The sequence below is a fragment of the Nocardia sp. NPDC019323 genome (genome assembly GCF_044389845.1).
Classification (GTDB): Bacteria; Actinomycetota; Actinomycetes; order Mycobacteriales; family Mycobacteriaceae; genus Nocardia; species Nocardia implantans.
The window spans coordinates 1,155,653-1,173,896 of record NZ_JBIRYN010000001.1 but is presented as its reverse complement, the minus strand read 5'-3'; the positions used below and the strand labels follow the sequence as shown (position 1 = coordinate 1,173,896).

18 protein-coding genes are annotated in these 18,244 nt (G+C 68.1%); 12 read left to right on the top strand and 6 right to left on the bottom strand.

Going from position 1 to position 18,244, the window contains the following annotated elements; genetic code table 11:
• The first annotated feature begins 49 nt into the window (after positions 1-49).
• On the top strand, positions 50-1,051 hold the full coding sequence (gene ilvC / locus ACH49X_RS05595) for a ketol-acid reductoisomerase (RefSeq protein ID WP_174372187.1): 1,002 nt from the start codon (positions 50-52) through the stop codon (positions 1,049-1,051).
• Positions 1,052-1,121: 70 nt separating this feature from the next.
• On the opposite strand, the gene ACH49X_RS05590 is transcribed toward ilvC, so the two are convergent.
• Positions 1,122-1,421, bottom strand: a complete 300-nt coding sequence (locus ACH49X_RS05590) for a hypothetical protein (protein ID WP_357107821.1) — start codon at positions 1,419-1,421, stop codon at positions 1,122-1,124.
• Between the two features lie 416 nt (positions 1,422-1,837).
• On the opposite strand from ACH49X_RS05590, the gene ACH49X_RS05585 reads away from it, so the two are divergent.
• Both ACH49X_RS05585 and ACH49X_RS05580 read left to right on the top strand, forming a co-directional pair.
• Positions 1,838-2,722: a MoxR family ATPase gene (locus ACH49X_RS05585; RefSeq protein WP_195078635.1), complete on the top strand. Its 885-nt coding sequence runs from the start codon at positions 1,838-1,840 to the stop codon at positions 2,720-2,722.
• A 326-nt stretch (positions 2,723-3,048) separates the two neighbouring features.
• On the top strand, positions 3,049-4,452 hold the full coding sequence (locus ACH49X_RS05580; protein WP_357107815.1) for a VWA domain-containing protein: 1,404 nt from the start codon (positions 3,049-3,051) through the stop codon (positions 4,450-4,452).
• A 22-nt stretch (positions 4,453-4,474) separates the two neighbouring features.
• Here the strand turns inward: ACH49X_RS05580 and ACH49X_RS05575 are convergent, their stop codons facing one another.
• Positions 4,475-5,086: a TetR/AcrR family transcriptional regulator gene (locus ACH49X_RS05575; RefSeq protein WP_357206937.1), complete on the bottom strand. Its 612-nt coding sequence runs from the start codon at positions 5,084-5,086 to the stop codon at positions 4,475-4,477.
• A gap of 230 nt (positions 5,087-5,316) precedes the next feature.
• Here ACH49X_RS05575 and ACH49X_RS05570 point away from each other — a divergent pair, with 230 nt between their 5' ends.
• Entirely contained in the window at positions 5,317-5,463 is a 147-nt protein-coding gene (locus ACH49X_RS05570) for a DUF6463 family protein (protein ID WP_357206935.1), read from the top strand.
• Positions 5,464-5,531: 68 nt separating this feature from the next.
• Here ACH49X_RS05570 and ACH49X_RS05565 read toward each other — a convergent pair whose 3' ends face one another.
• Positions 5,532-6,041 (bottom strand): hypothetical protein, encoded by a 510-nt coding sequence (locus tag ACH49X_RS05565; RefSeq protein ID WP_195078638.1) that lies wholly within the window; start codon positions 6,039-6,041, stop codon positions 5,532-5,534.
• A gap of 549 nt (positions 6,042-6,590) precedes the next feature.
• Here ACH49X_RS05565 and ACH49X_RS05560 point away from each other — a divergent pair.
• Positions 6,591-6,830 (top strand): DUF6400 family protein, encoded by a 240-nt coding sequence (locus tag ACH49X_RS05560; RefSeq protein ID WP_357206933.1) that lies wholly within the window; start codon positions 6,591-6,593, stop codon positions 6,828-6,830.
• A 228-nt stretch (positions 6,831-7,058) separates the two neighbouring features.
• Here ACH49X_RS05560 and ACH49X_RS05555 read toward each other — a convergent pair whose 3' ends face one another.
• From ACH49X_RS05555 to ACH49X_RS05545, 3 genes are all read right to left on the bottom strand, one after another.
• Entirely contained in the window at positions 7,059-8,162 is a 1,104-nt protein-coding gene (locus ACH49X_RS05555) for a hypothetical protein (protein WP_195078640.1), read from the bottom strand.
• 69 nt (positions 8,163-8,231) lie between these two features.
• Positions 8,232-9,251: a Gfo/Idh/MocA family oxidoreductase gene (locus ACH49X_RS05550; protein WP_357206931.1), complete on the bottom strand. Its 1,020-nt coding sequence runs from the start codon at positions 9,249-9,251 to the stop codon at positions 8,232-8,234.
• 47 nt (positions 9,252-9,298) lie between these two features.
• On the bottom strand, positions 9,299-10,300 hold the full coding sequence (locus ACH49X_RS05545) for a LacI family DNA-binding transcriptional regulator (protein ID WP_195078642.1): 1,002 nt from the start codon (positions 10,298-10,300) through the stop codon (positions 9,299-9,301).
• Positions 10,301-10,546: 246 nt separating this feature from the next.
• On the opposite strand from ACH49X_RS05545, the gene ACH49X_RS05540 reads away from it, so the two are divergent.
• The 7 genes from ACH49X_RS05540 to iolD are packed head-to-tail and all read left to right on the top strand — an operon-like array spanning position 10,547 to position 18,014.
• Positions 10,547-11,443: a TIM barrel protein gene (locus ACH49X_RS05540; protein WP_357206929.1), complete on the top strand. Its 897-nt coding sequence runs from the start codon at positions 10,547-10,549 to the stop codon at positions 11,441-11,443.
• A gap of 17 nt (positions 11,444-11,460) precedes the next feature.
• Entirely contained in the window at positions 11,461-12,462 is a 1,002-nt protein-coding gene (locus ACH49X_RS05535; RefSeq protein WP_357206927.1) for a sugar ABC transporter substrate-binding protein, read from the top strand.
• Between the two features lie 10 nt (positions 12,463-12,472).
• Positions 12,473-13,516, top strand: coding sequence for an ABC transporter permease (locus tag ACH49X_RS05530; RefSeq protein ID WP_357107774.1), 1,044 nt, complete (start codon positions 12,473-12,475; stop codon positions 13,514-13,516).
• Positions 13,513-14,295, top strand: coding sequence for an ATP-binding cassette domain-containing protein (locus ACH49X_RS05525; RefSeq protein WP_195078646.1), 783 nt, complete (start codon positions 13,513-13,515; stop codon positions 14,293-14,295). The genes ACH49X_RS05530 and ACH49X_RS05525 overlap by 4 nt, the downstream gene beginning before the upstream one ends.
• Entirely contained in the window at positions 14,292-15,239 is a 948-nt protein-coding gene (iolC, locus tag ACH49X_RS05520; protein ID WP_195078647.1) for a 5-dehydro-2-deoxygluconokinase, read from the top strand. Before ACH49X_RS05525 ends, iolC begins: the two co-directional genes overlap by 4 nt.
• A gap of 46 nt (positions 15,240-15,285) precedes the next feature.
• Positions 15,286-16,176 carry a 5-deoxy-glucuronate isomerase gene (gene iolB, locus ACH49X_RS05515; RefSeq protein ID WP_357206925.1) on the top strand — a complete coding sequence of 297 codons (891 nt, stop codon included), beginning with the start codon at positions 15,286-15,288 and terminating at the stop codon, positions 16,174-16,176.
• Entirely contained in the window at positions 16,173-18,014 is a 1,842-nt protein-coding gene (iolD, locus tag ACH49X_RS05510; protein ID WP_195078649.1) for a 3D-(3,5/4)-trihydroxycyclohexane-1,2-dione acylhydrolase (decyclizing), read from the top strand. The genes iolB and iolD overlap by 4 nt, the downstream gene beginning before the upstream one ends.
• Positions 18,015-18,244: the final 230 nt, after the last annotated feature.

Genomic DNA, 18,244 nt, shown 5'->3' with positions numbered 1-18,244 from the left:
CCCGCCTCGCGCGGGGATGATCCCGGAAGGAACCACAGTGGCAGTCGAGATGTTCTACGACGACGATGCCGACCTGTCGATCATCCAGGGCCGCAAGGTCGCTGTCATCGGCTACGGCAGCCAGGGTCACGCGCACTCGCTGAGCCTGCGCGACTCGGGCGTCGAGGTCCGCGTCGGTCTGGCCGAGGGTTCGAAGTCGCGTCCGAAGGCCGAGGAGGCCGGCCTGACCGTCGGCACGCCGGCCGAGGTCTCGGAGTGGGCGGACGTCATCATGGTGCTCGCGCCCGACACCGCGCAGGCGTCGATCTTCACCAACGACATCGAGCCGAACCTGAAGGACGGCGACGCGCTGTTCTTCGGCCACGGCCTCAACATCCACTTCGGCCTGATCAAGCCGCCCGCCAACGTCACCATCGGCATGGTCGCGCCGAAGGGCCCCGGCCACCTGGTGCGCCGTCAGTTCGTCGACGGCAAGGGCGTTCCCGCGCTGATCGCCATCGACCAGGACCCGAAGGGCGAGGGCCAGGCGCTGGCGCTGTCCTACGCCAAGGGCATCGGCGGCACCCGCGCGGGCGTCATCAAGACCACCTTCAAGGAGGAGACCGAGACCGACCTGTTCGGTGAGCAGGCCGTGCTGTGCGGCGGCACCGAGGAACTGGTCAAGACCGGTTTCGAGGTCATGGTCGAGGCCGGTTACGCGCCGGAGATGGCCTACTTCGAGGTGCTGCACGAGCTGAAGCTGATCGTCGACCTGATGTACGAGGGCGGCATCGCGCGGATGAACTACTCGGTCTCCGACACCGCCGAGTTCGGCGGCTACCTGTCGGGCCCGCGGGTCATCGACGCCGACACCAAGAAGCGGATGCAGGACATCCTCAAGGACATCCAGGACGGCAGCTTCGTCAAGCGCCTGGTCGCCAACGTCGAGGGCGGCAACAAGGAGCTCGAGGCGCTGCGCAAGAAGAACGCCGAGCACCCGATCGAGGTCACCGGCGCCAAGCTGCGCGGCCTGATGAGCTGGGTCGATCGCCCGATCACCGAAACCGCCTGATACTCGGGCTGATTCGCGCGGGGGCCCGCTTCGGAGTTCGGAGCGGGCCACCGGCGTCTTCGCGGACTTCCTAACTACTGCCGAACGAGCCGGTGCCCCAGCCCTGGCCCCATCCGCCGGGACCGCGGCCATAGGGTGGGTTGCCGTAATGGCCTCCGCCGAACAACGGGTTGTTGTTGCAACTCCAGTTCGGGAATGGGCCGAAGTCGCACCGGTTGTCGTAATACGGGTCGTATCGAGCCGGAGTTACGCCGGGTGTACTGGGCGTGGCGGACGCGGGCATCGCCAGCGCGGTCAACGGGATCGCGGCGATTGCCCCGGCTACGGCCACGCGGGCCAAGGTGCGGCGTGCGCTGGTTGTGGAGAACAACGTAAATCCTTTCACTCTGCGGCGAGCGTCTTCGCCCGCCATCCCCGACGCGGGGTCTGCCCACGGCCCACCTCCGTGCACAGATCTTGGATCTACGGTCACTGCTTCGCGGCCGCGCTTACCGCCGGGCAGCGACTGCATTCCTACACCCTCGCGCACCCGCTTGGAAAGGTCACGGGTGTCGCCTCCCCTTCGGGGTAAATAAAACCGCGGCATTAGGGGCATCCCCTATGGAATCCGCCCCCACCTCGACAACACCGGCATCCGTGAGTGGCACAGGGCTGCGGCAAAACGCGAGTAAGCCTCTCGATGGTGTGCCACTCGCGGAACGCGCCGGGGTTGGTGGGCGTGCCTCGGGATCTCTTCGGAGACCGGTGTGGAGCGCGGCTGAAATGCCCCGTCTAGACTAGTTACCGATGAGTAAGTTCTTCGCCTCGGTGGATGAGGTGACCGGGCGCCTCGCCGAGGCCGGGTATCTGCCGTCCCTGGATATCGCCACCGCCGTGTTCCTCGCGGGTCATCTCGGCAAGCCACTGCTGATCGAGGGCCCGGCGGGCGTCGGCAAGACCGAGTTGGCGAAGGCCGTCGCCGCGGCGACCGCCTCCGACCTGGTGCGGCTGCAGTGCTACGAGGGCATCGATGAGGCGCGCGCCCTCTACGAGTGGAACCACGCCAAACAACTGCTGCGCATCACCGCCTCGGACGACGCAGGCTGGGACAGCACCCGCGACCACGTCTTCACCGAAGAGTTCCTTCTCGCGCGCCCCTTGTTGGCCGCCATCCGCAATCCGCGTTCCACCGTGCTGCTCATCGACGAACTCGACAAGGCCGACGTGGAGCTGGAGGGACTGCTGCTCGAGGTACTCGGCGACTTCCAGGTGAGCATCCCGGAACTCGGCACCGTCACCGCCGTCCGCAAGCCGTTCGCCATCGTGACCTCCAACGCCAACCGGGAGCTGTCCGAAGCGCTGAAGCGCCGCTGCCTGTATCTGCACATCGATTACCCGACGGCGGAATTGGAGCGGGCGATCGTCCGGATGAAGGTCCCGGAGCTGGACGAGGCGCTGGGTGAGCCGGTGGTGCGCGTGGTCGGGGCGCTGCGGCAGCTCTCGCTGCGAAAGGCTCCGTCGATCGCCGAAACCGTCGACTGGGCCAAGACTCTGGTCGCCCTCGGTGCGCGCAACATATCCGGCGGCGTGGTCCGCTCGACGCTCGGCGTTCTGTTGAAGTATCAATCCGACCATCGTCTGGCGATCGAGCGGCTCGGGCTCGATCTGGATGCCGAGCAAGGTGGGCGGTGAGATGAAGGTCGGGTTCGGTCGGATCGCCGCATCGGTCGCCATCGACGGCGCGGAGGTCGTCGTCGCGCTGTCGGCGCACGACCGGGTCACGTTCTCCGCCCCGGTCGATATCGCATCTCGCGCGCCCGGGACCGTCCTCAGCACAAAGTCCCCTGTCGCCGTGCGATTCCGGTATCCGACCGGTCCTCGGCATCGCAGCGGACCGGGGGGTCGACGGCTCGGGTCGATCGCGGGCTCTAGTCCGCGACCGCCCGCCCGGCCGCTGCGCAATCTCGCCTCGCATGCGACCATCGATTCCTGCGGGGTTGCGAGGCACCGGGGTCAGCATGAGCATCGCTGAAGCGGGCCGCCGAGGCCCCGACTCGATGACCGATCGGCTCGTCGAGTTCGTCGGGCTGCTACGCGATCACGGTATCGACGCGGGGCCGAGTGAGACCATCGACGCGGCCGAGGCGATGGTCGCCCTGGGAATCGAGGATCGCGCTCGCCTGCGCTCCGGCATGGCGGCCTGCCTGCTACGCCGAAATGGTCAGCGCGCCGTGTTCGATCAACTCTTCGACCTCTACTTCCTGACCGCTCAGCAGCCGCAGCCCGTGGAGCCGTCGACACCCGAAACCGTCGAAGCACTGCGCGATCGTCTCGTTGCCGCACTGGCACAGGATGATTCGGGCTCGATCGCCGAACTGGCCCGCCAGGCGCTGACCGAACTCGGCGGCTACGGCGGCGCCGCGCAGTCTTCCGCGCCGGTCACCACCGCGTCGGGCGCAGGCTGGTCCTCCTACCTGACCATGAAAGCCCTTCGCCCCGAAGAACTCATCGATCGCATCGTCGCGGGCATGAACGGCTCGTCCCAGCTCGACGCCACCGTCCACACGATCGAAGCGAACCGCCGCCTCGCCGGCTTCCGTACCGCGGTCCAGACCGAGGCCCGGCTGCGCTCCGCACAACTGCGCGGCACCGAATACATCGCCCGCCGCGGCGTCGAATCCAGCACCGACCGAATCGATTTCCTCGGCGCCCGCGAACAGGACCTCGCCGAAATGCGCCGCCTGGTCCACCCGCTGGCCCGCAAACTCGCCACCCGGCTCGCCGTCCGCCGCCGCAAAGCGGTGCGCGGCCAGATCGATCTACGTCGCACCCTCCGCCGCTCCATGTCCACCGGAGGCGTCCCCATCGACCCGGTGCTGCGCGCCCGCAAACACGGTCGCCCCGACCTGGTGGTCCTCGCCGACATCTCCGGCTCGGTCACCGGCTTCGCCGAATTCACCCTCCACCTGATCCAGGCCCTGCAAGACCAGTTCAGCAAGGTCCGCAGCTTCGGCTTCGTCGACACTTGCGACGAGATCACTCACTTCTTCACCCCCGGCGAACCACCGACCCCAGGCACCGCCGCTCGAATCATCCGTTCCACCAAGGTCGCTCGCTTCGGCAGCTCCAACTACGGCGAAGCCTTCCAAGGCTTCCTCGACAACTACGCCGACGCACTCGGGCCGCGTACGTCCGTCCTCATCCTCGGTGACGGTCGCACCAACCGCACGGACCCGAACATCGCTGCCGTGCAGACGATCGCCGACCGGGCGAAGCACACCTATTGGCTGAACCCCGAGCCGTCTCGGTCGTGGTCGACGGGGGATTCCGCAGCCTATGTGTACGCGGAGTGCGTGACGATGCACGAGTGCCGGAACGTCGAACAGTTGACCGAAGTCGTCGCGCGGCTGCTGCCTGCGTGAACCGGCTCGCGGAGACAGCGCCTTATCCGGATGTGACCGACTCGGTGGCTGTCGGGCCCAACTCGTGGACTACGGCGGCCGTCGCGGTGGCGACGACGTCGTCGACCCAGTCCGGAATGGGCACCGCGCCTGCGATGTACTCGCGAACCAGCCCGTAGGGAATCGCCTTGACCGCAGCGATCGCGATCGCCATGCGGTGCTCGTCGTCGGCGCCGAACTCCGCCGCCACGGCGGCGCGCAGCGCGTCGTTCATTCGGTCGTTGACCGCGGCGATGTCCGCGCGCAACTCGGCAGGGCCCACGTCCAGCAGCTCATCGCGCCGGAACATCTTCATCGCACGAGCTTCGGTGGGATGCTCGCGGCAGTACCGAGGCAGGTGCATCGCGGCGGCGAGCAGCGGGTCGGTTCCCGACAGCGCGGCGATGACTCCGGTCTGGAAGCGCCGGATCGAGCGCAGCCACAGTCGAGCGAGCAACTCTTCGCGGGAAGCGAAGCGCACGTATATCGAGCCGGTGGGGACGCCGGAGGCGGCACTGATCGCGGCGATGGTCGGTCTGGTCGTAGCCGGATCGGCGAGCAAGTCGCGCGCGGCGTCGAGGATCTGGTCATCGGTGAATCGCCGGGGTCTTGCCACGGGTGACAGCCTAGGGCAATGTTTAAGAATATGGATTCAAAAACAAGGGTCCCGCTGACGGGCGGTCTGCTCGCTTTCATCGGATCGGCACATACCGCGCTCGGTGGAGTCATCTGGGCGACCGGTCGTGAGCAGACCGAGCTCGCTTTCTGGTTCACCGCGTTCGGAGTCGCCGCCGTCGGCTTCGGTATCGCCGTGATCGAGACGGAGCGAACCCGCGCTACGTACCAGTGCCGATCCTCTCGGCAATCGGCGTGTTGACCGCGTTCGGCCTCGTTTTCGAGCCGGTGTCCGGGTTTCTCACCGTCCTGGTACCGCTGGCCATCGGCGTCCGCGGATGGATACGGCATCGCCGCATCGCCGCGGTTCCGGCATAAGGTTCGGCCACGTCGACCCTGCGTCCCGCCGTCGCGAGACTGACCTGAGGGCCGGCCTTCGGGTCGAGCTACGAGCCGACGCCGCCGATGTCGGGGCGGCCTTGGCCGAGCACGCCGCGCTGGATCGTGCCGCCGGTGGCCGGAACTCCTCGGTCGTGCACCGCGGTCCCGCTCGGGCGCAGGAAAGTTCCTGCGGCCAGGGCCACCGCGGCGCCGACCGCCGGATACACCAGTGCGTCGGCGTGGCGATACCAGAAGGTGGCGTAACGGCTGTCGGTGGTATCGCACAGGTCGTCGGTCGCCCGGGTGCTCGTCGTCTGGTCGACACAGATCCCGACGTAAATCGGCTGTGCGGTGTCGGTGGTCGGCGCGGTCGAGGTGATCCGGGGGGTGGTCGTCGTCGGTGGGGCGGTAGTGGTCATCGGCGGTGTCGTGCGGGTCGGGGGCTTCGAGGTGGTGGTGAAGACCGTGGTGACGATCGGCCGGGGAGCGGCGGTGCCACCAGCCCCGCATCCACTGGACACGAGCGCCATGGCCACCAGGGCGGGCACCGTGTACGAGACACGGCGCGACGCCATGACCCGCTTCTGCCGACGATCGCAGCCCGACGCGCCGCTCATGAATTCCCCTCCGCTTCATCCGAAACCACTGTCGCGAACCGCCCGATGCTAGCAGCGCGCCGGCGCGCGCACGATCGATCCGTGGTTCGTGAAATGCCAATTGCCGGAATGTTTTTCCCCGCTCGGGCCCTAGGGATCGTTCCCATGGCGAAATACGCGCCGAATACGGGAGACTCATCAACGCGGGGTGTGGGACGACGCACGAGTGCCGCTATCACGCGCGGTGACCGAGGTCATGGCGCGGCTGCCTGCGGGTGTCGCGAATACCCTGTGCGACGATTCGCATGGAAACGCACCGTCGATTGCCGTCGATACGAGCGACATTCCGATCGGCGGAAAGTCGCGGTGATCAAGCCCGGCATTCGCCCTCCCTTGCGCCGGGGCCCAGGCAGAGCACAGCAAATGTGACGAAGTGCAACCCTCGAACGTGATGCAGGTCATTGCCCGCGAGGCGCGGCTGGGTGATGGTCGTCAATTCCTTGAATGAAACTGGCTGGAGATACCCGAATGGCCGACCACAATTTCGCCTACGACCTCACCTTGGACGAGGTGCGACGCCGCAGCGCCGTCGTCGCGGCGCTCGGTGACGACTGGGATCCGATCGCGGTGCTCGCCGAGGAAGATCTGGCCTACGACATGCTGTACTCGGATCTCGACGACGAACAGCAGCGTATCTACGACGACCTCGTCCGAGCCGGAATCCTGCCGGATCGATCGACGGGCCGTATCGCCTCCGGCGAGGCGTGACCTGACCACCCCCGCTCGCCTACGTTCCATCGCGCTCATAGGTTCCAATCCTCAACTGTTGACGTCGTAGCACAGGAACCACTGGCCTACTTGTGTAAGTCGACAACCAGATCCGCGTGGGAAACCAGGTATGAGTTTGCGGGTGATCGATCGAGACCGGCTGTTGGCCGACTCGCCGGTGATCGACGAGATGGTTCGGCTGTTGGGCTGAGCGCGTTGTGCACTCGATCACTCGTTTTGATCGAAGAACTTGGTCACCTCGTCGATGGTGAACTGATTACGGAGGTTGCAAGCCGAGTTTTGGTTGGCGAAGAGACCAGGTTTGCGGAAGGCACGTTCTCGGCAGACGGTTCGTTGCCATCGGACTGGCAAGATCCATTCGCGGTAGTCCTCGTCGGGCCTGGGCTGGGCAATTGTGTGCCGATAATCCGCTGCCAGTTTCAGCTGGCGGAAGGGAGTGTCGACGCCGTCCACGGCTAGTGTCGCGCTGTCCGCGGGCTGCGCCTCGCCGACCACCTCGCCGAGGCCGACGTAACCAACCTTGGGGATGTAGGTGAAAATGCGTCCGCCTACCGGAACTTGTCGAAGGCTTCTCGAGTACCACTTGCCTCCGCCCGCCGACACGAAGCCGTACCGTTGCGCGTCGTCCCAATTCCGGCTGACGGGTTCCTCTCCGAAATTGACGTACCAGTCCTGGCCGTTCCATGGCGCTTGGCGCCGAGTCGAACTCGCGGTTTGACCCGCGCCTGCCACTGTGCTGCGGTCCAGCATCCACGTACGTGCGAGATAGGAGCGGCCGTCGTCCTCGTAATAGTCGAAGAACATCACATTGATCGGCACGTTGAAACCGGTGGCCAGATAGGTCACCAAACGTTCTGTTGTGTCGTCCATTTCGGCGGCGACGACGGCCATCGAATGTGCCGTGTTCAGCGACTCCGGCGCGCTGTCCGTACCGAAGTGAGAGGCGAAGGCCTCATCTAAGGACGGTTCATCCGTAGTTCCGCGATATTCACGGTATATGCGCCGGATGTCGTCGTCGGTGAGCGTCTGGACCCAGGACCCGTAGTCGAGCACTTGGGCGATGACGTCTCGTGGTGTGCGGTCCTTCTTGAGCTCGAGGACATACAGTCCGCCATCGACGTCCACGCCGAGCAGGTCGATCCGGCTGCCGTAGGCAGTAACCACCTGTCGGCCGATGATCATCACATCCGTTCCCAACATGGCTGGGTCGTTCTCGATGATTTCCTCCAGCCGCTGCTCGAGCGGCATCTTCGCTGGAACGATGCGGCGAGGCGATCCGTCGACCCGCCACAACCCGATCTGAACCCCCACAGCGACACCTGCCCCTCGTTCCATTCCCAGCGCTGACCTGCATGGCACAGAATACGAATCCCAGACTGCTCAGCACCGGACTTTGGCGATCTCGACCGCCCGCCCCTCACGCCGTGACAACTCACACGCCTCGGCGACGTAGAACGCTTCCAGGGCTTCGGCCGGAGTGCAGGGATTCTCGAGCCGCCCCGTAGCGACCTCGATGAACGCCGCCAGTTCCTCCGCATACGCCGGACGGAAGCGTTCCATGAACCCGGAATAGGGAGGATAGGGGCAGGGACTTCGGTCGGGTTCGACGGAAGTCAGCGGCGCGCGGTCGTCCAAACCGACGATGGCGTTTCCCTTGGAGCCCAACGCTTCCAGTCGTACGTCGTACCCCGCCCCGTTGTACCGGGTCAGTGACACAGTCGCCAGCGCCCCGTCATCCAGGCGCAGCAGTACTGCGCCCGTATCGACATCGTCGGCTTCGGCGAAGAACGCCTCGCCCCGGTTCGCCCCGAGCGCATATACCTCGACGATCTCACGCCCCGTCACCCAACGAATGATGTCGAAATCATGCACCCCGCAGTCGCGGAACAACCCGCCGGAGCGGGCGATGTATTCGGCGGGTGGTGGAGCCGGATCGAGGGTCGTCGCGCGCAACGTGTGCAGCCAGCCGAGCCGTCCGGAGCGGATCGCTTCGCGCGCCGCTCGGTAGCCGGCGTCGAAGCGGCGTTGGAAGCCGATCTGGACGGGGACCGGGGAGTTGCGGAGGTGGTCGACGACGGCCAGCGTGCCGGTGATGTCGGCGGCCACGGGCTTTTCGCAGAAGACGGGAATGCCCGCGTCGACAGCGCGGAGGATGAGTCCGGGATGGGAGTCGGTGGTGGTGGTGATGATCAGGCCGTCGAGGTCGGCGGCGAAGAGGGTGTCGAGGTCGGGGGCGAATTCGACGCCGAGGACGGCGGCGGTGGTGCGGGCGCGGTCAACGTCGGCATCGGCGACCAGCACGGTGGCGACGTTCGGGAGTTTCTTCAAAGTCTCGGCGTGGGAGGTTCCGATGCGGCCGGTTCCGGCGAGGCCCAGCGTGACGGCTCGGTGGGATGACATCGGCTCTCCTTATATATGGAACGGTGGCGGGGCGCGGGGCCCGTGGTTCAGCGGGGAGCGGTCGTGGTGGAGCGGACGACGAGCGAAGGTTCCACCCGGCGGCGGGCCGGGGTGGTGCGGCCGTCGCGAAGGCGTTCGGCGAGCGCCTCGATCGCGAGGCGGCCCATCTGGGTGCGGGGCTGGTCGATGGTGGTCAGCGCGACGTGGCGCAGCGCGGCCAGCGAGGTGTTGTCGTAGCCGACCACCGAGACGTCCTCTGGCACCCGCAGCCCCGCTTCCTCCAGCGCGGACATCGCCCCCACGGCGTTGAAGTCGTTGCCGCAGACCAGCGCGGTGGGGAAGTTGTCGCGGGAGAACAGGTTCAGCAGTTTGCGCACCGCGGCCGTGCCCGCGGAGTCGGTGTGCTCGCTCGCCACGACCATCGGTTCGAGGCCGTGGCGCCGCATGGCGGCGCGGTAGCCCTTGCGGCGGGGCGCGGAGGTGAAGGCTGCGCCGCCGTCCAGGTGCACGATGCGTCGATGCCCGAGGGAGACCAGATGATCGACGGCCAATCCGGTGCCGACCTCGCCGTCGTCGTTGACCGTGTCGATCTCGGCGACGGTGGAGGTGCGCGAGACCAGCACCAGCGGAGCCTGCTGCGCCGCTGCGCGAATGGCGGCGGCGGGCAGGATCGGTGACAGCAGGATGATGCCTCCCGGCCGGAAGGACAGCAGGCTTTCCAGCGCCGTGCGTTCGCGGGCGACGGTGCGCCTGCCGGTGTTGAGGATCAGTTCGAGGCCGCAGGCCTTGGCGGCGGCGTCCATGCTTTCGACGATGTCGGCGAAGAAGGCGTTGCGCAGGTCGGAGACCATGACGCCGACGATGTTGGAGGTCCGGCTGGCCAGCGAGCGCGCCATGATGTGCGGTCGGTAGCCGAGGTCTTCGGCCGCGTCGAGCACGGCTCGGCGGCGGTGCTCGCTGACCTTCGGAGAGTCGCGCATGACCAAGGAGACGAGGGCGCGGGAGACGCCGGCGCGGGCGGCGACGTCTTCCATGGTCGGTCGTGCCATGTCGCCTCCGTTCCGTCTTCGCAGGCATTTTCGGCTCGCACGATACAAGCTGCCCACGTGCTGATCAATAGAGCGCTCCAATCGGGGTTCAGGGTTGGCGTTTCGCGGCGCGGAAGCCCCATATTGCCTGGTGAGCGGGTTTCAGACGCTGCGCTGACGACGCTTGACACCCTATGACCTGCGTTACATAGTTGGAGCGCTCCAACAGAACGGACACCTCGACAGTCGAAGGTCGGAGAAGCACCGATGACCGAACCCCTGCACCCGCTGCGCGTCGCGGCCGCGCCGATCTCCTGGGGAGTCTGTGAGGTTCCCGGCTGGGGCCGTGTGCTCGACGCGCCCACCGTCTTGGCGGAGATGGCCGCACTCGGCCTGACCGCAACGGAACTCGGTCCTCCCGGCTATCTGCCGCGCGATCCGGGGGCGTCGCGCCGGTTGCTGGAAACCTTCGGGCTCAGGGCGGTCGGCGGGTTCCTCGCCGTGGTGCTGCACCGCGATCGGCACGGCGCCGTCGCACGCGCCGAGAACGTCGCCGCCCAGTTGGCCGCCGCGGGCGCGGAAGTTCTCGTGCTCGCCGCCGCGACGGGGTTGAGCGGGTACGACGCGCGCCCGCGACTCGACGGCTCCGAATGGCGCGCCTTGGTCGACACGGCCGCGGCGGTCCGCCGCGCGGCCGCCGCATACGGCGTGCGCACGGTGCTGCACCCGCATGTCGGCACCCATGTGGAGAGCGAGGCCGAGGTCGAGCGGTTCCTCGCCGATTCCGATCTCGACCTCTGCCTCGACACCGGGCACCTGCTCATCGGCGGCGCCGAGCCGGTCCGGCTCGCGCGACGGTACGCCGAGCGGATCGGGCACATCCATCTCAAAGACGTGCGCGGCGCGCTGGCCGATCAGGTGCGCGCCGGAGAACTGGACTACAGCGCGGCCGTGCGCCGCGGACTGTATGTGCCGCTTGGCGCCGGCGATGTCGATATCGCGGCACTTGTGCACACCGCGCAGACCGCAGGTTATGGGGGTTGGTACGTGCTGGAGCAGGACGCCGCGCTGCGGCCGGGCGAGTCGGCGCGGCAGGCGAGCGACGATGCCCAGCGCAGCCTGGGCCACCTCGCGGCCATCGCGCCGGCCACGGCGGGAATCTAGTGGAAGCGGCGACAACGATGACAACACCGCGCGACGTGACCGCGAGACGGCGGCGTTCGAGCCGATTGCTGCCGTGGATCTCCACGGCCGTCTTCCTGGCCGCGTGCAGCGGTCCCGGCGCCGACGCGCCCGCGCCCGCACAGACGCCGATCGCGGCCGGGACGGTGGAATCCGTCGCGGTGGTCACCCACGGCAGCCCCGGCGACGCGTTCTGGAACGTCGTCGAGAACGGCGCGCACAACGCGGGCAAGGATCTCGGCATCCGGGTGCAGTACAACGCCTCCGGCGATCCCGCGCAGCAGGCGAAGCTGATCGACAACGCGGTGGCGCAGGGCGTCGACGGGCTCGTCGTCTCGATGGCCAACCCGGAGGCGCTGCGGCCGTCGGTGGAAAAGGCCGTCGCAGCGGGCATTCCGGTGGTGACCATCAATTCCGGCGAGTCCGAGAGCGCGAAGTTCGGCGCGTTCGCCCATGTGGGACAGAGCGAATCGCTGGCAGGAGAGGCCGCGGGCAGGCGCCTCGCCGAGGCGCGACGCACCAAGATGCTGTGCGTCATCCACGAGGCGGGCAATATCGGCGCGAATCAACGCTGCGCGGGCGCGACCAAGGCGTTCGGCAACGCGACCACGTTGCAGGTGGACATCAACAATCCCACCGACGCGCAATCGAGGATCAAAGGCGCGCTGGAGGCCGATCGATCCATCGACGCGGTACTGACGTTGAACTCGCAGGTCGCCGCGCGAGCGGTGGACGCGGTGCGGGAGGCCGGGTCGGCCGCGACTGTCGCCACCTTCGACCTGAATTCCGATGTGGTGGAGGCCATCCGGGAGGGAAAGCTGCTGTTCGCGGTCGATCAGCAGCAGTACCAGCAAGGCTATCTGCCGATCGTGCTGCTGAAGCTCTATCGGACGAACCTGAACACCGTCGGAGGCGGCGCGCCGGTGCAGACCGGTCCCGGCTTCGTCGACAAGAGCAATGTGGATGCCGTCGCCGCGCTCGTCGCGCAGGGCACGCGCTGAGGGGGATGACATGATCGCTGCCACGACGACGACCGACCCGGTGCGAGATGCGGGCCGCGCACCGCTGCAACGCTTGGCGATGCGTCCGGAGATCGGCGCGGCGCTGGGCGCGCTGCTGGTGTTCGTGTTCTTTTCCGTGGTCACCGACCGTTTCCTGAGCCCGCTCGGTGTCGCGACCTGGTTGGACGACGCCTCCACGCTGGGCATCATGGCGGTGGCCGTGGCGCTGCTGATGATCGGCGGCGAGTTCGACCTGTCGGCGGGCGTGATGACCGCGTCCACGGCGCTGGTCACCGCGCTGCTGGCGGTGCACGCCGGCTGGAACGTGTGGTTCGCGCTGCTCGCTTCGCTGGTGTTCGCGCTGGTCGTCGGCGCGTTCAACGGCTGGGTGGTGATGCGGACCGGGCTGCCCAGCTTCATCGTCACACTGGGCAGCTTCCTCGCCCTCCAGGGCCTGAACCTCGGTGTGACGCGACTGGTCACCGACACGGTGCAGGTGTCGGGCGTGCGGGGCGCGGACGGCTACCAGTCGGCGGGCTGGGTATTCGCCTCGACGCTCGACATCGGGGACGCGCACCTGCAGGCGTCGGTGGTCTGGTGGGTCGTGCTCACCGCGATCGCGGCGATCGTTCTGGTCCGCACCAGGTTCGGCAACTGGATCTTCGCCGTCGGCGGCGCGCTGCCCAGCGCCCGCGCGGTGGGGGTGCCCGTGGATCGCACCAAGATCCTGCTGTTCATGGGCACCGCGTTCGCCGCGTGGGTGGTCGGCTCCTGCAACATCCTGCGTTTCGCCGGCGTGCAGGCCAACCAGGGCGTCGGGCTGGAACTGCACTACATCATCGCCGCCGTGGTGGGCGGGTGCCTGCTCACCGGTGGCTTCGGCTCGGCGGTCGGGGCCGCCATCGGCGCGCTGATCTTCGGCATGGCGCGCCAAGGCATCGTCTTCGCCCGCTGGGACAGCGACTGGTTCATGCTGTTCCTCGGCGTGCTGCTGCTGGCGGCGGTGCTGGTCAACAACCGATTCCAGAAACGAGCCGAAAGGGTGCGCCGATGACTGCCCTCATCGAGGCCGTCGGCCTCGGCAAGAGCTACGGCGGCGTCGTCGCCCTACGCGAGGTGTCGACGGTGGTGAACGCGGGCGAGGTGACCTGTGTGCTCGGCGACAACGGCGCGGGCAAATCCACGCTGATCAAGATCCTCGCCGGGGTGCATCAGCACGACCGGGGCGAACTGCGCGTCGAGGGCGAAGCGGTGCGGTTCGCCTCGCCGCGGGCGGCGTTGGATCGCGGCATCGCGACGGTGTACCAGGATCTCGCGGTGGTGCCGCTGATGAGTGTGTGGCGCAACTTCGTGCTCGGCTCCGAGCCGACGTTCGGATTCGGCCCGTTCCGGCTGCTGGACCGCAAGAAGGGCGGCGCGATCGCCCGAACCGCGTTGACGGACATGGGCATCGAGATCCGCGACATGGAACAGCCGGTCGGCACCTTGTCCGGTGGGCAGCGTCAGTGCATCGCCATCGCGCGGGCGGTGCACTACGGCGCGAAGGTGCTGATCCTCGATGAGCCGACCGCGGCGCTGGGCGTGAAACAGGCCGGGGTGGTGTTGCAGTACGTCGTGCGGGCGCGCGAACGCGGGCTCGGCGTCGTGCTCATCACCCACAACCCGCACCACGCCTATCCGGTCGGCGACCGCTTCCTGCTTTTGCAGCGCGGCGCGACGCTCGGCTCATACGAGAAATCCGAGATCGACCTGCCCGAGTTGACCCGCCAGATGGCGGGCGGGGCGGAGCTGGAGGCGTTGCAGCACGAACTGCAGCGTGTGGTGACGCCGTGAACGCACAGACCGAGCTGGAGGCGTTGACCATCGGCCGCGTCGGGGTGGACCTCTATCCCGAACAAAGCGGGGTGGCATTGGCGCAGGTGCGCAGTTTCGCGAAGTTCCTGGGCGGCACCGCGACCAACGTCGCCGTCGCGGCTGCCCGGCTCGGCCGGCGTGCGGCGGTGCTGACCAAGGTGGGTCCCGACGGCTTCGGCGAGTTCGTGCGCACGGCGCTCGAGGACTTCGGCGTCTCGTCCCGTTACGTGACGACCGCGCCGGATCTGCAGACACCCGTCGTGTTCTGTGAACTCACGCCGCCGTCCGATCCACCGCTGCTGTTCTACCGTTCGCCGATTGCGCCGGATCTGACCATCACTCCGGACGAAGTGCCCTGGGACGTGGTGGATGCCGTGCCGCTGTTGTGGGTCACCGGTACCGGAGTGAGCGCGCAACCAGCACGCGGCACACAGCGGGAGATCTTGCTGCGGCGGGCGCGACGCGGGCATACGGTGCTCGATCTGGACTACCGGCCGATGTTCTGGCCGGATGTCGAAACCGCGCGGGCCGAGATCGGGTGGATGGTCGACCACGTGAACGTGGTGGTCGGCAACCGCGCGGAGGTCGAGGTGGCGGTGGGCACCGCCGACCCGGACACGGCGGCCGATCGACTGCTCGCGCGTGGCGTGCGCTTGGCGGTGATCAAGCAAGGCGGCGAGGGCGTACTGGTGGCCACTGCCGAGGAACGTTGGACGATGCCGCCGTGCCGCGTGGATGTGGTGTGCGGGCTCGGCGCTGGTGACGGTTTCGGCGGCGCGCTGATCCACGGCCTGCTCTCGGACTGGGAACCACGGCGCATCGCGGCTTACGCGAACGCGGCGGGCGCGCTGGTCGCCGCCCGTCTGGCCTGTGCGGACGCGATGCCGACCGGCGCGGAGATCGAGGAACTGCTGTGCGGTTGAGCTGGCGCGATGTCACCGGTCCCGGGCCGAGGACGCAGGAGGCGCGATGACACTGCATCGTCCGGAAGGCACCCTGCGCGATGACGGTGACCCGATCCTGCTGACTCCCGACGACGCCGGATGGACCTACGCCGGGCTACGGGTACTGCGGATTCGCGCGGGCGAGTCACGAACCCTCCGGACGGGTGAGTTCGAGGCGTTCGTCCTGCCGCTGTCCGGAGCGTGCGCGGTGCGCGTGGACGGCGCGACCTTCGCGCTGACCGGCCGGGCCTCGGTCTTCACCCGCGTGACGGATTTCGCCTACGTTCCACGCGACGCCGAGGTGGAACTGGTGGCCGAGGGCGGTGACCTAGAGGTGGCGCTGCCGATGGCCCGCTGCCGGAAGCGGCTCGAGCCGAGGTACGGCCCCGCCGAGGAGGTGCCGGTCGAAGTCCGCGGCGCGGGAAGCGCGACCCGCCAGGTCACCAACTTCGGCGTGCCCGGCGTCTGGGAGCACGCGGACAAGCTCAACGCCTGCGAGTTGCTCACCCCGCACGGCAACTGGTCGTCCTATCCGCCGCACAAGCACGACGAGGCGAGCGATTGCGAGGTCGTCAACGAGGAGATCTACTACTTCCGCATCGCCGGACGCGACGGGGTCACTCCGTCCCGCGAGGGGTTCGGCATGCACCGCACATACACCGACGACGGCATGGTGAACGAGAACGTCGTCGTCCGCGACGGCGACGTCTTCCTGATCCCGCGCGGTTATCACGGCCCGTGCGTCGCGGCGCCCGGCTACCCCATGTACTACCTCAACGTGCTGGCCGGTCCGGCGCCCGAGCGGTCGATGGCGTTCTGCGACGACCCAGCGCACGGTTGGGTGCGGGCGCGCTGGGACGACGAGCCGCTCGACCCGCGCTGTCCGGTTACCTCCCACGAAGGACGGATCGGATGAAGCTGACCACGGCGCAGGCGCTGGTGGCCTGGTCGATCGCCCAGCGCTCCGAGACGCTCGACGGCAGCGAGGTGCCGTTGTTCCCCGCCGTCTTCGCGATCTTCGGCCACGGCAACGTGCTCGGCCTCGGTACCGCGTTGCACGAGCGTCGCGCCGAACTCCCCGTCTGGCGCGGGCACACCGAAGAGGGGATGACGCTGGCCGCCGTCGGCTACGCCAAGGCCACCCACCGGCGTCAGGTCGGCATCGCGACCTCGTCGATCGGTCCAGGCGCACTCAACATGGTGACGGCGGCGGGCGTCGCGCACGCCAATCGCCTCCCGCTGCTACTGCTTCCGGGTGACACCTTCACCGGACGCGCGCCCGACCCGGTGCTGCAGCAGGTCGAGCACTTCGGCGATCCGACGGTCACGGTCAACGACGCGTTCCGCGCGGTGAGCCGCTACTTCGACCGCATCACCCGCCCGGAACAGCTGATCGCCACGTTGCCGCAAGCGGCCAGGGTGCTCACGGATCCGGCCGATGCCGGTCCGGTCGTCCTGGCGCTGCCGCAGGACGTCCAAGCCGAGACCTACGACTTCCCCGACGCGCTCTTCGAGCCGGTGGTGCACCGTCTCACGCGGCCACGTCCCGACCACCGGGCACTTGCCGAGGCAGTCGCCGCACTGCGCGCCGCGCGCCGCCCGCTGCTGATCCTCGGCGGTGGTGTCCGGTATTCGGGCGCTGGACCTACCGTGCTGGACTTCGCGGAGCGCGTCGGCATGCCGATCGTCGAGACCACCGCGGGCCGCACTCTCGTGCCGCACGCGCATCCGCTGTACGCGGGACCGCTCGGCATCACCGGCTCGGCGTCGGCGAACGCGCTGGCGGCCGAAGCCGACCTGGTCCTCGCGGTCGGCACCCGATTGCAGGATTTCACCACCGCGTCCTGGACGATCTTCGCGCCGGACGTTCGCCTGGTCGCGATCAACGTGGCACGCTTCGACGCCGTCAAGCACGGCGCCCTCGCGGTGGTCGGCGACGCCGAGGCCACCGTGGGCGAGCTGGCCGGGCAGACGGGGGAGTGGCGAGTCGACGCCGAGTGGACCGCACGAGCCGCCGAACTGCGCGGCGCCTGGGACGCGCACATCGACCGGTTGCGCGCACCGACCCAGGGCGCGCCGAGCTACGCCCAGGTGGTGGGCGTCGTCAACGACTCGAGCGAACCGGGCGACTATGTGATGACGGCCTCCGGCGGCCTGCCCGGCGAACTCGTCGGCGGCTGGCGGGCGGCAGGCGGCGCGCCGACCATGGACGTGGAATACGGCTTCTCCTGCATGGGCTACGAGCTCGCGGGCGCGTGGGGCGCGGCCATGGCGCGCACCGACGGCGTGGTGACGACCCTGCTCGGGGACGGCTCGTATCTGATGCTGAATTCGGAACTGTTCTCCGCGGCGTTCGCCGGGCACCCATTCGTGGCGGTGGTCTGCGACAACGACGGCTATGCCGTGATCGCGAGGCTGCAAGAAGGGCAGGGCGGCGAACCGTTCAACAACTTCTATGCCGATTGCCGCACCGTGGGCGCGGGATCGCCCCGAGTCGATTTCGCCGCCCATGCCGCCGCTCTGGGGTGCGCCGCTTTCACCGCCACCGACCTCGACGAATTCCGGGACGCCTACCTGCGGGCGCGGGCGACGGCGATCGCCGAGCGGCGTCCCGCCGTGCTGGTCGTGCGGACGCTGCCGTCGGCGTGGACCGATGCCGGCGCGTGGTGGGAGGTAGGCGTGCCGGAGCAGCTGCCGGGCCGCGCCGCCTACGACGAGGCGAAACCGCGCCAGCTGCGCTATTCGCGCTCGTGAACAGAACTTAACGAACGGTGCGCCGGCCGCCCCACGGACCTAAGCTGAAGTCGGGGTCTGACCGTGGTACGCTGAAATGCGTTGCGGCGCAATCTAATTGGTAGCAAGACAGTATCAGTGTCGAGCCGCGTCGCGAATATAGCTCCCTACCGCCCGGGGCGGTGGCTCAGGTCGGTGGGGACATGCTCGCCGGGGAGGGCGGCGAGCGTTATCCGGCGAAAAGTGCGGGT

Excerpts from the sequence above, each read along its gene's own strand:
- ACH49X_RS05565 (WP_195078638.1), bottom strand. The coding sequence starts at position 6,041 with ATGGCGTCGCGCCGTGTCTCGTACACGGTGCCCGCCCTGGTGGCCATG.
- ACH49X_RS05560 (WP_357206933.1), top strand. The coding sequence starts at position 6,591 with ATGGCCGACCACAATTTCGCCTACGACCTCACCTTGGACGAGGTGCGA.
- iolB (WP_357206925.1), top strand. The coding sequence starts at position 15,286 with ATGACACTGCATCGTCCGGAAGGCACCCTGCGCGATGACGGTGACCCG.
- ACH49X_RS05545 (WP_195078642.1), bottom strand. The coding sequence starts at position 10,300 with ATGGCACGACCGACCATGGAAGACGTCGCCGCCCGCGCCGGCGTCTCC.
- ACH49X_RS05540 (WP_357206929.1), top strand. The coding sequence starts at position 10,547 with ATGACCGAACCCCTGCACCCGCTGCGCGTCGCGGCCGCGCCGATCTCC.
- ilvC (WP_174372187.1), top strand. The coding sequence starts at position 50 with ATGTTCTACGACGACGATGCCGACCTGTCGATCATCCAGGGCCGCAAG.
- ACH49X_RS05535 (WP_357206927.1), top strand. The coding sequence starts at position 11,461 with ATGACAACACCGCGCGACGTGACCGCGAGACGGCGGCGTTCGAGCCGA.
- iolD (WP_195078649.1), top strand. The coding sequence starts at position 16,173 with ATGAAGCTGACCACGGCGCAGGCGCTGGTGGCCTGGTCGATCGCCCAG.
- ACH49X_RS05530 (WP_357107774.1), top strand. The coding sequence starts at position 12,473 with ATGATCGCTGCCACGACGACGACCGACCCGGTGCGAGATGCGGGCCGC.
- ACH49X_RS05585 (WP_195078635.1), top strand. The coding sequence starts at position 1,838 with ATGAGTAAGTTCTTCGCCTCGGTGGATGAGGTGACCGGGCGCCTCGCC.
- ACH49X_RS05525 (WP_195078646.1), top strand. The coding sequence starts at position 13,513 with ATGACTGCCCTCATCGAGGCCGTCGGCCTCGGCAAGAGCTACGGCGGC.
- ACH49X_RS05580 (WP_357107815.1), top strand. The coding sequence starts at position 3,049 with ATGAGCATCGCTGAAGCGGGCCGCCGAGGCCCCGACTCGATGACCGAT.
- ACH49X_RS05550 (WP_357206931.1), bottom strand. The coding sequence starts at position 9,251 with ATGTCATCCCACCGAGCCGTCACGCTGGGCCTCGCCGGAACCGGCCGC.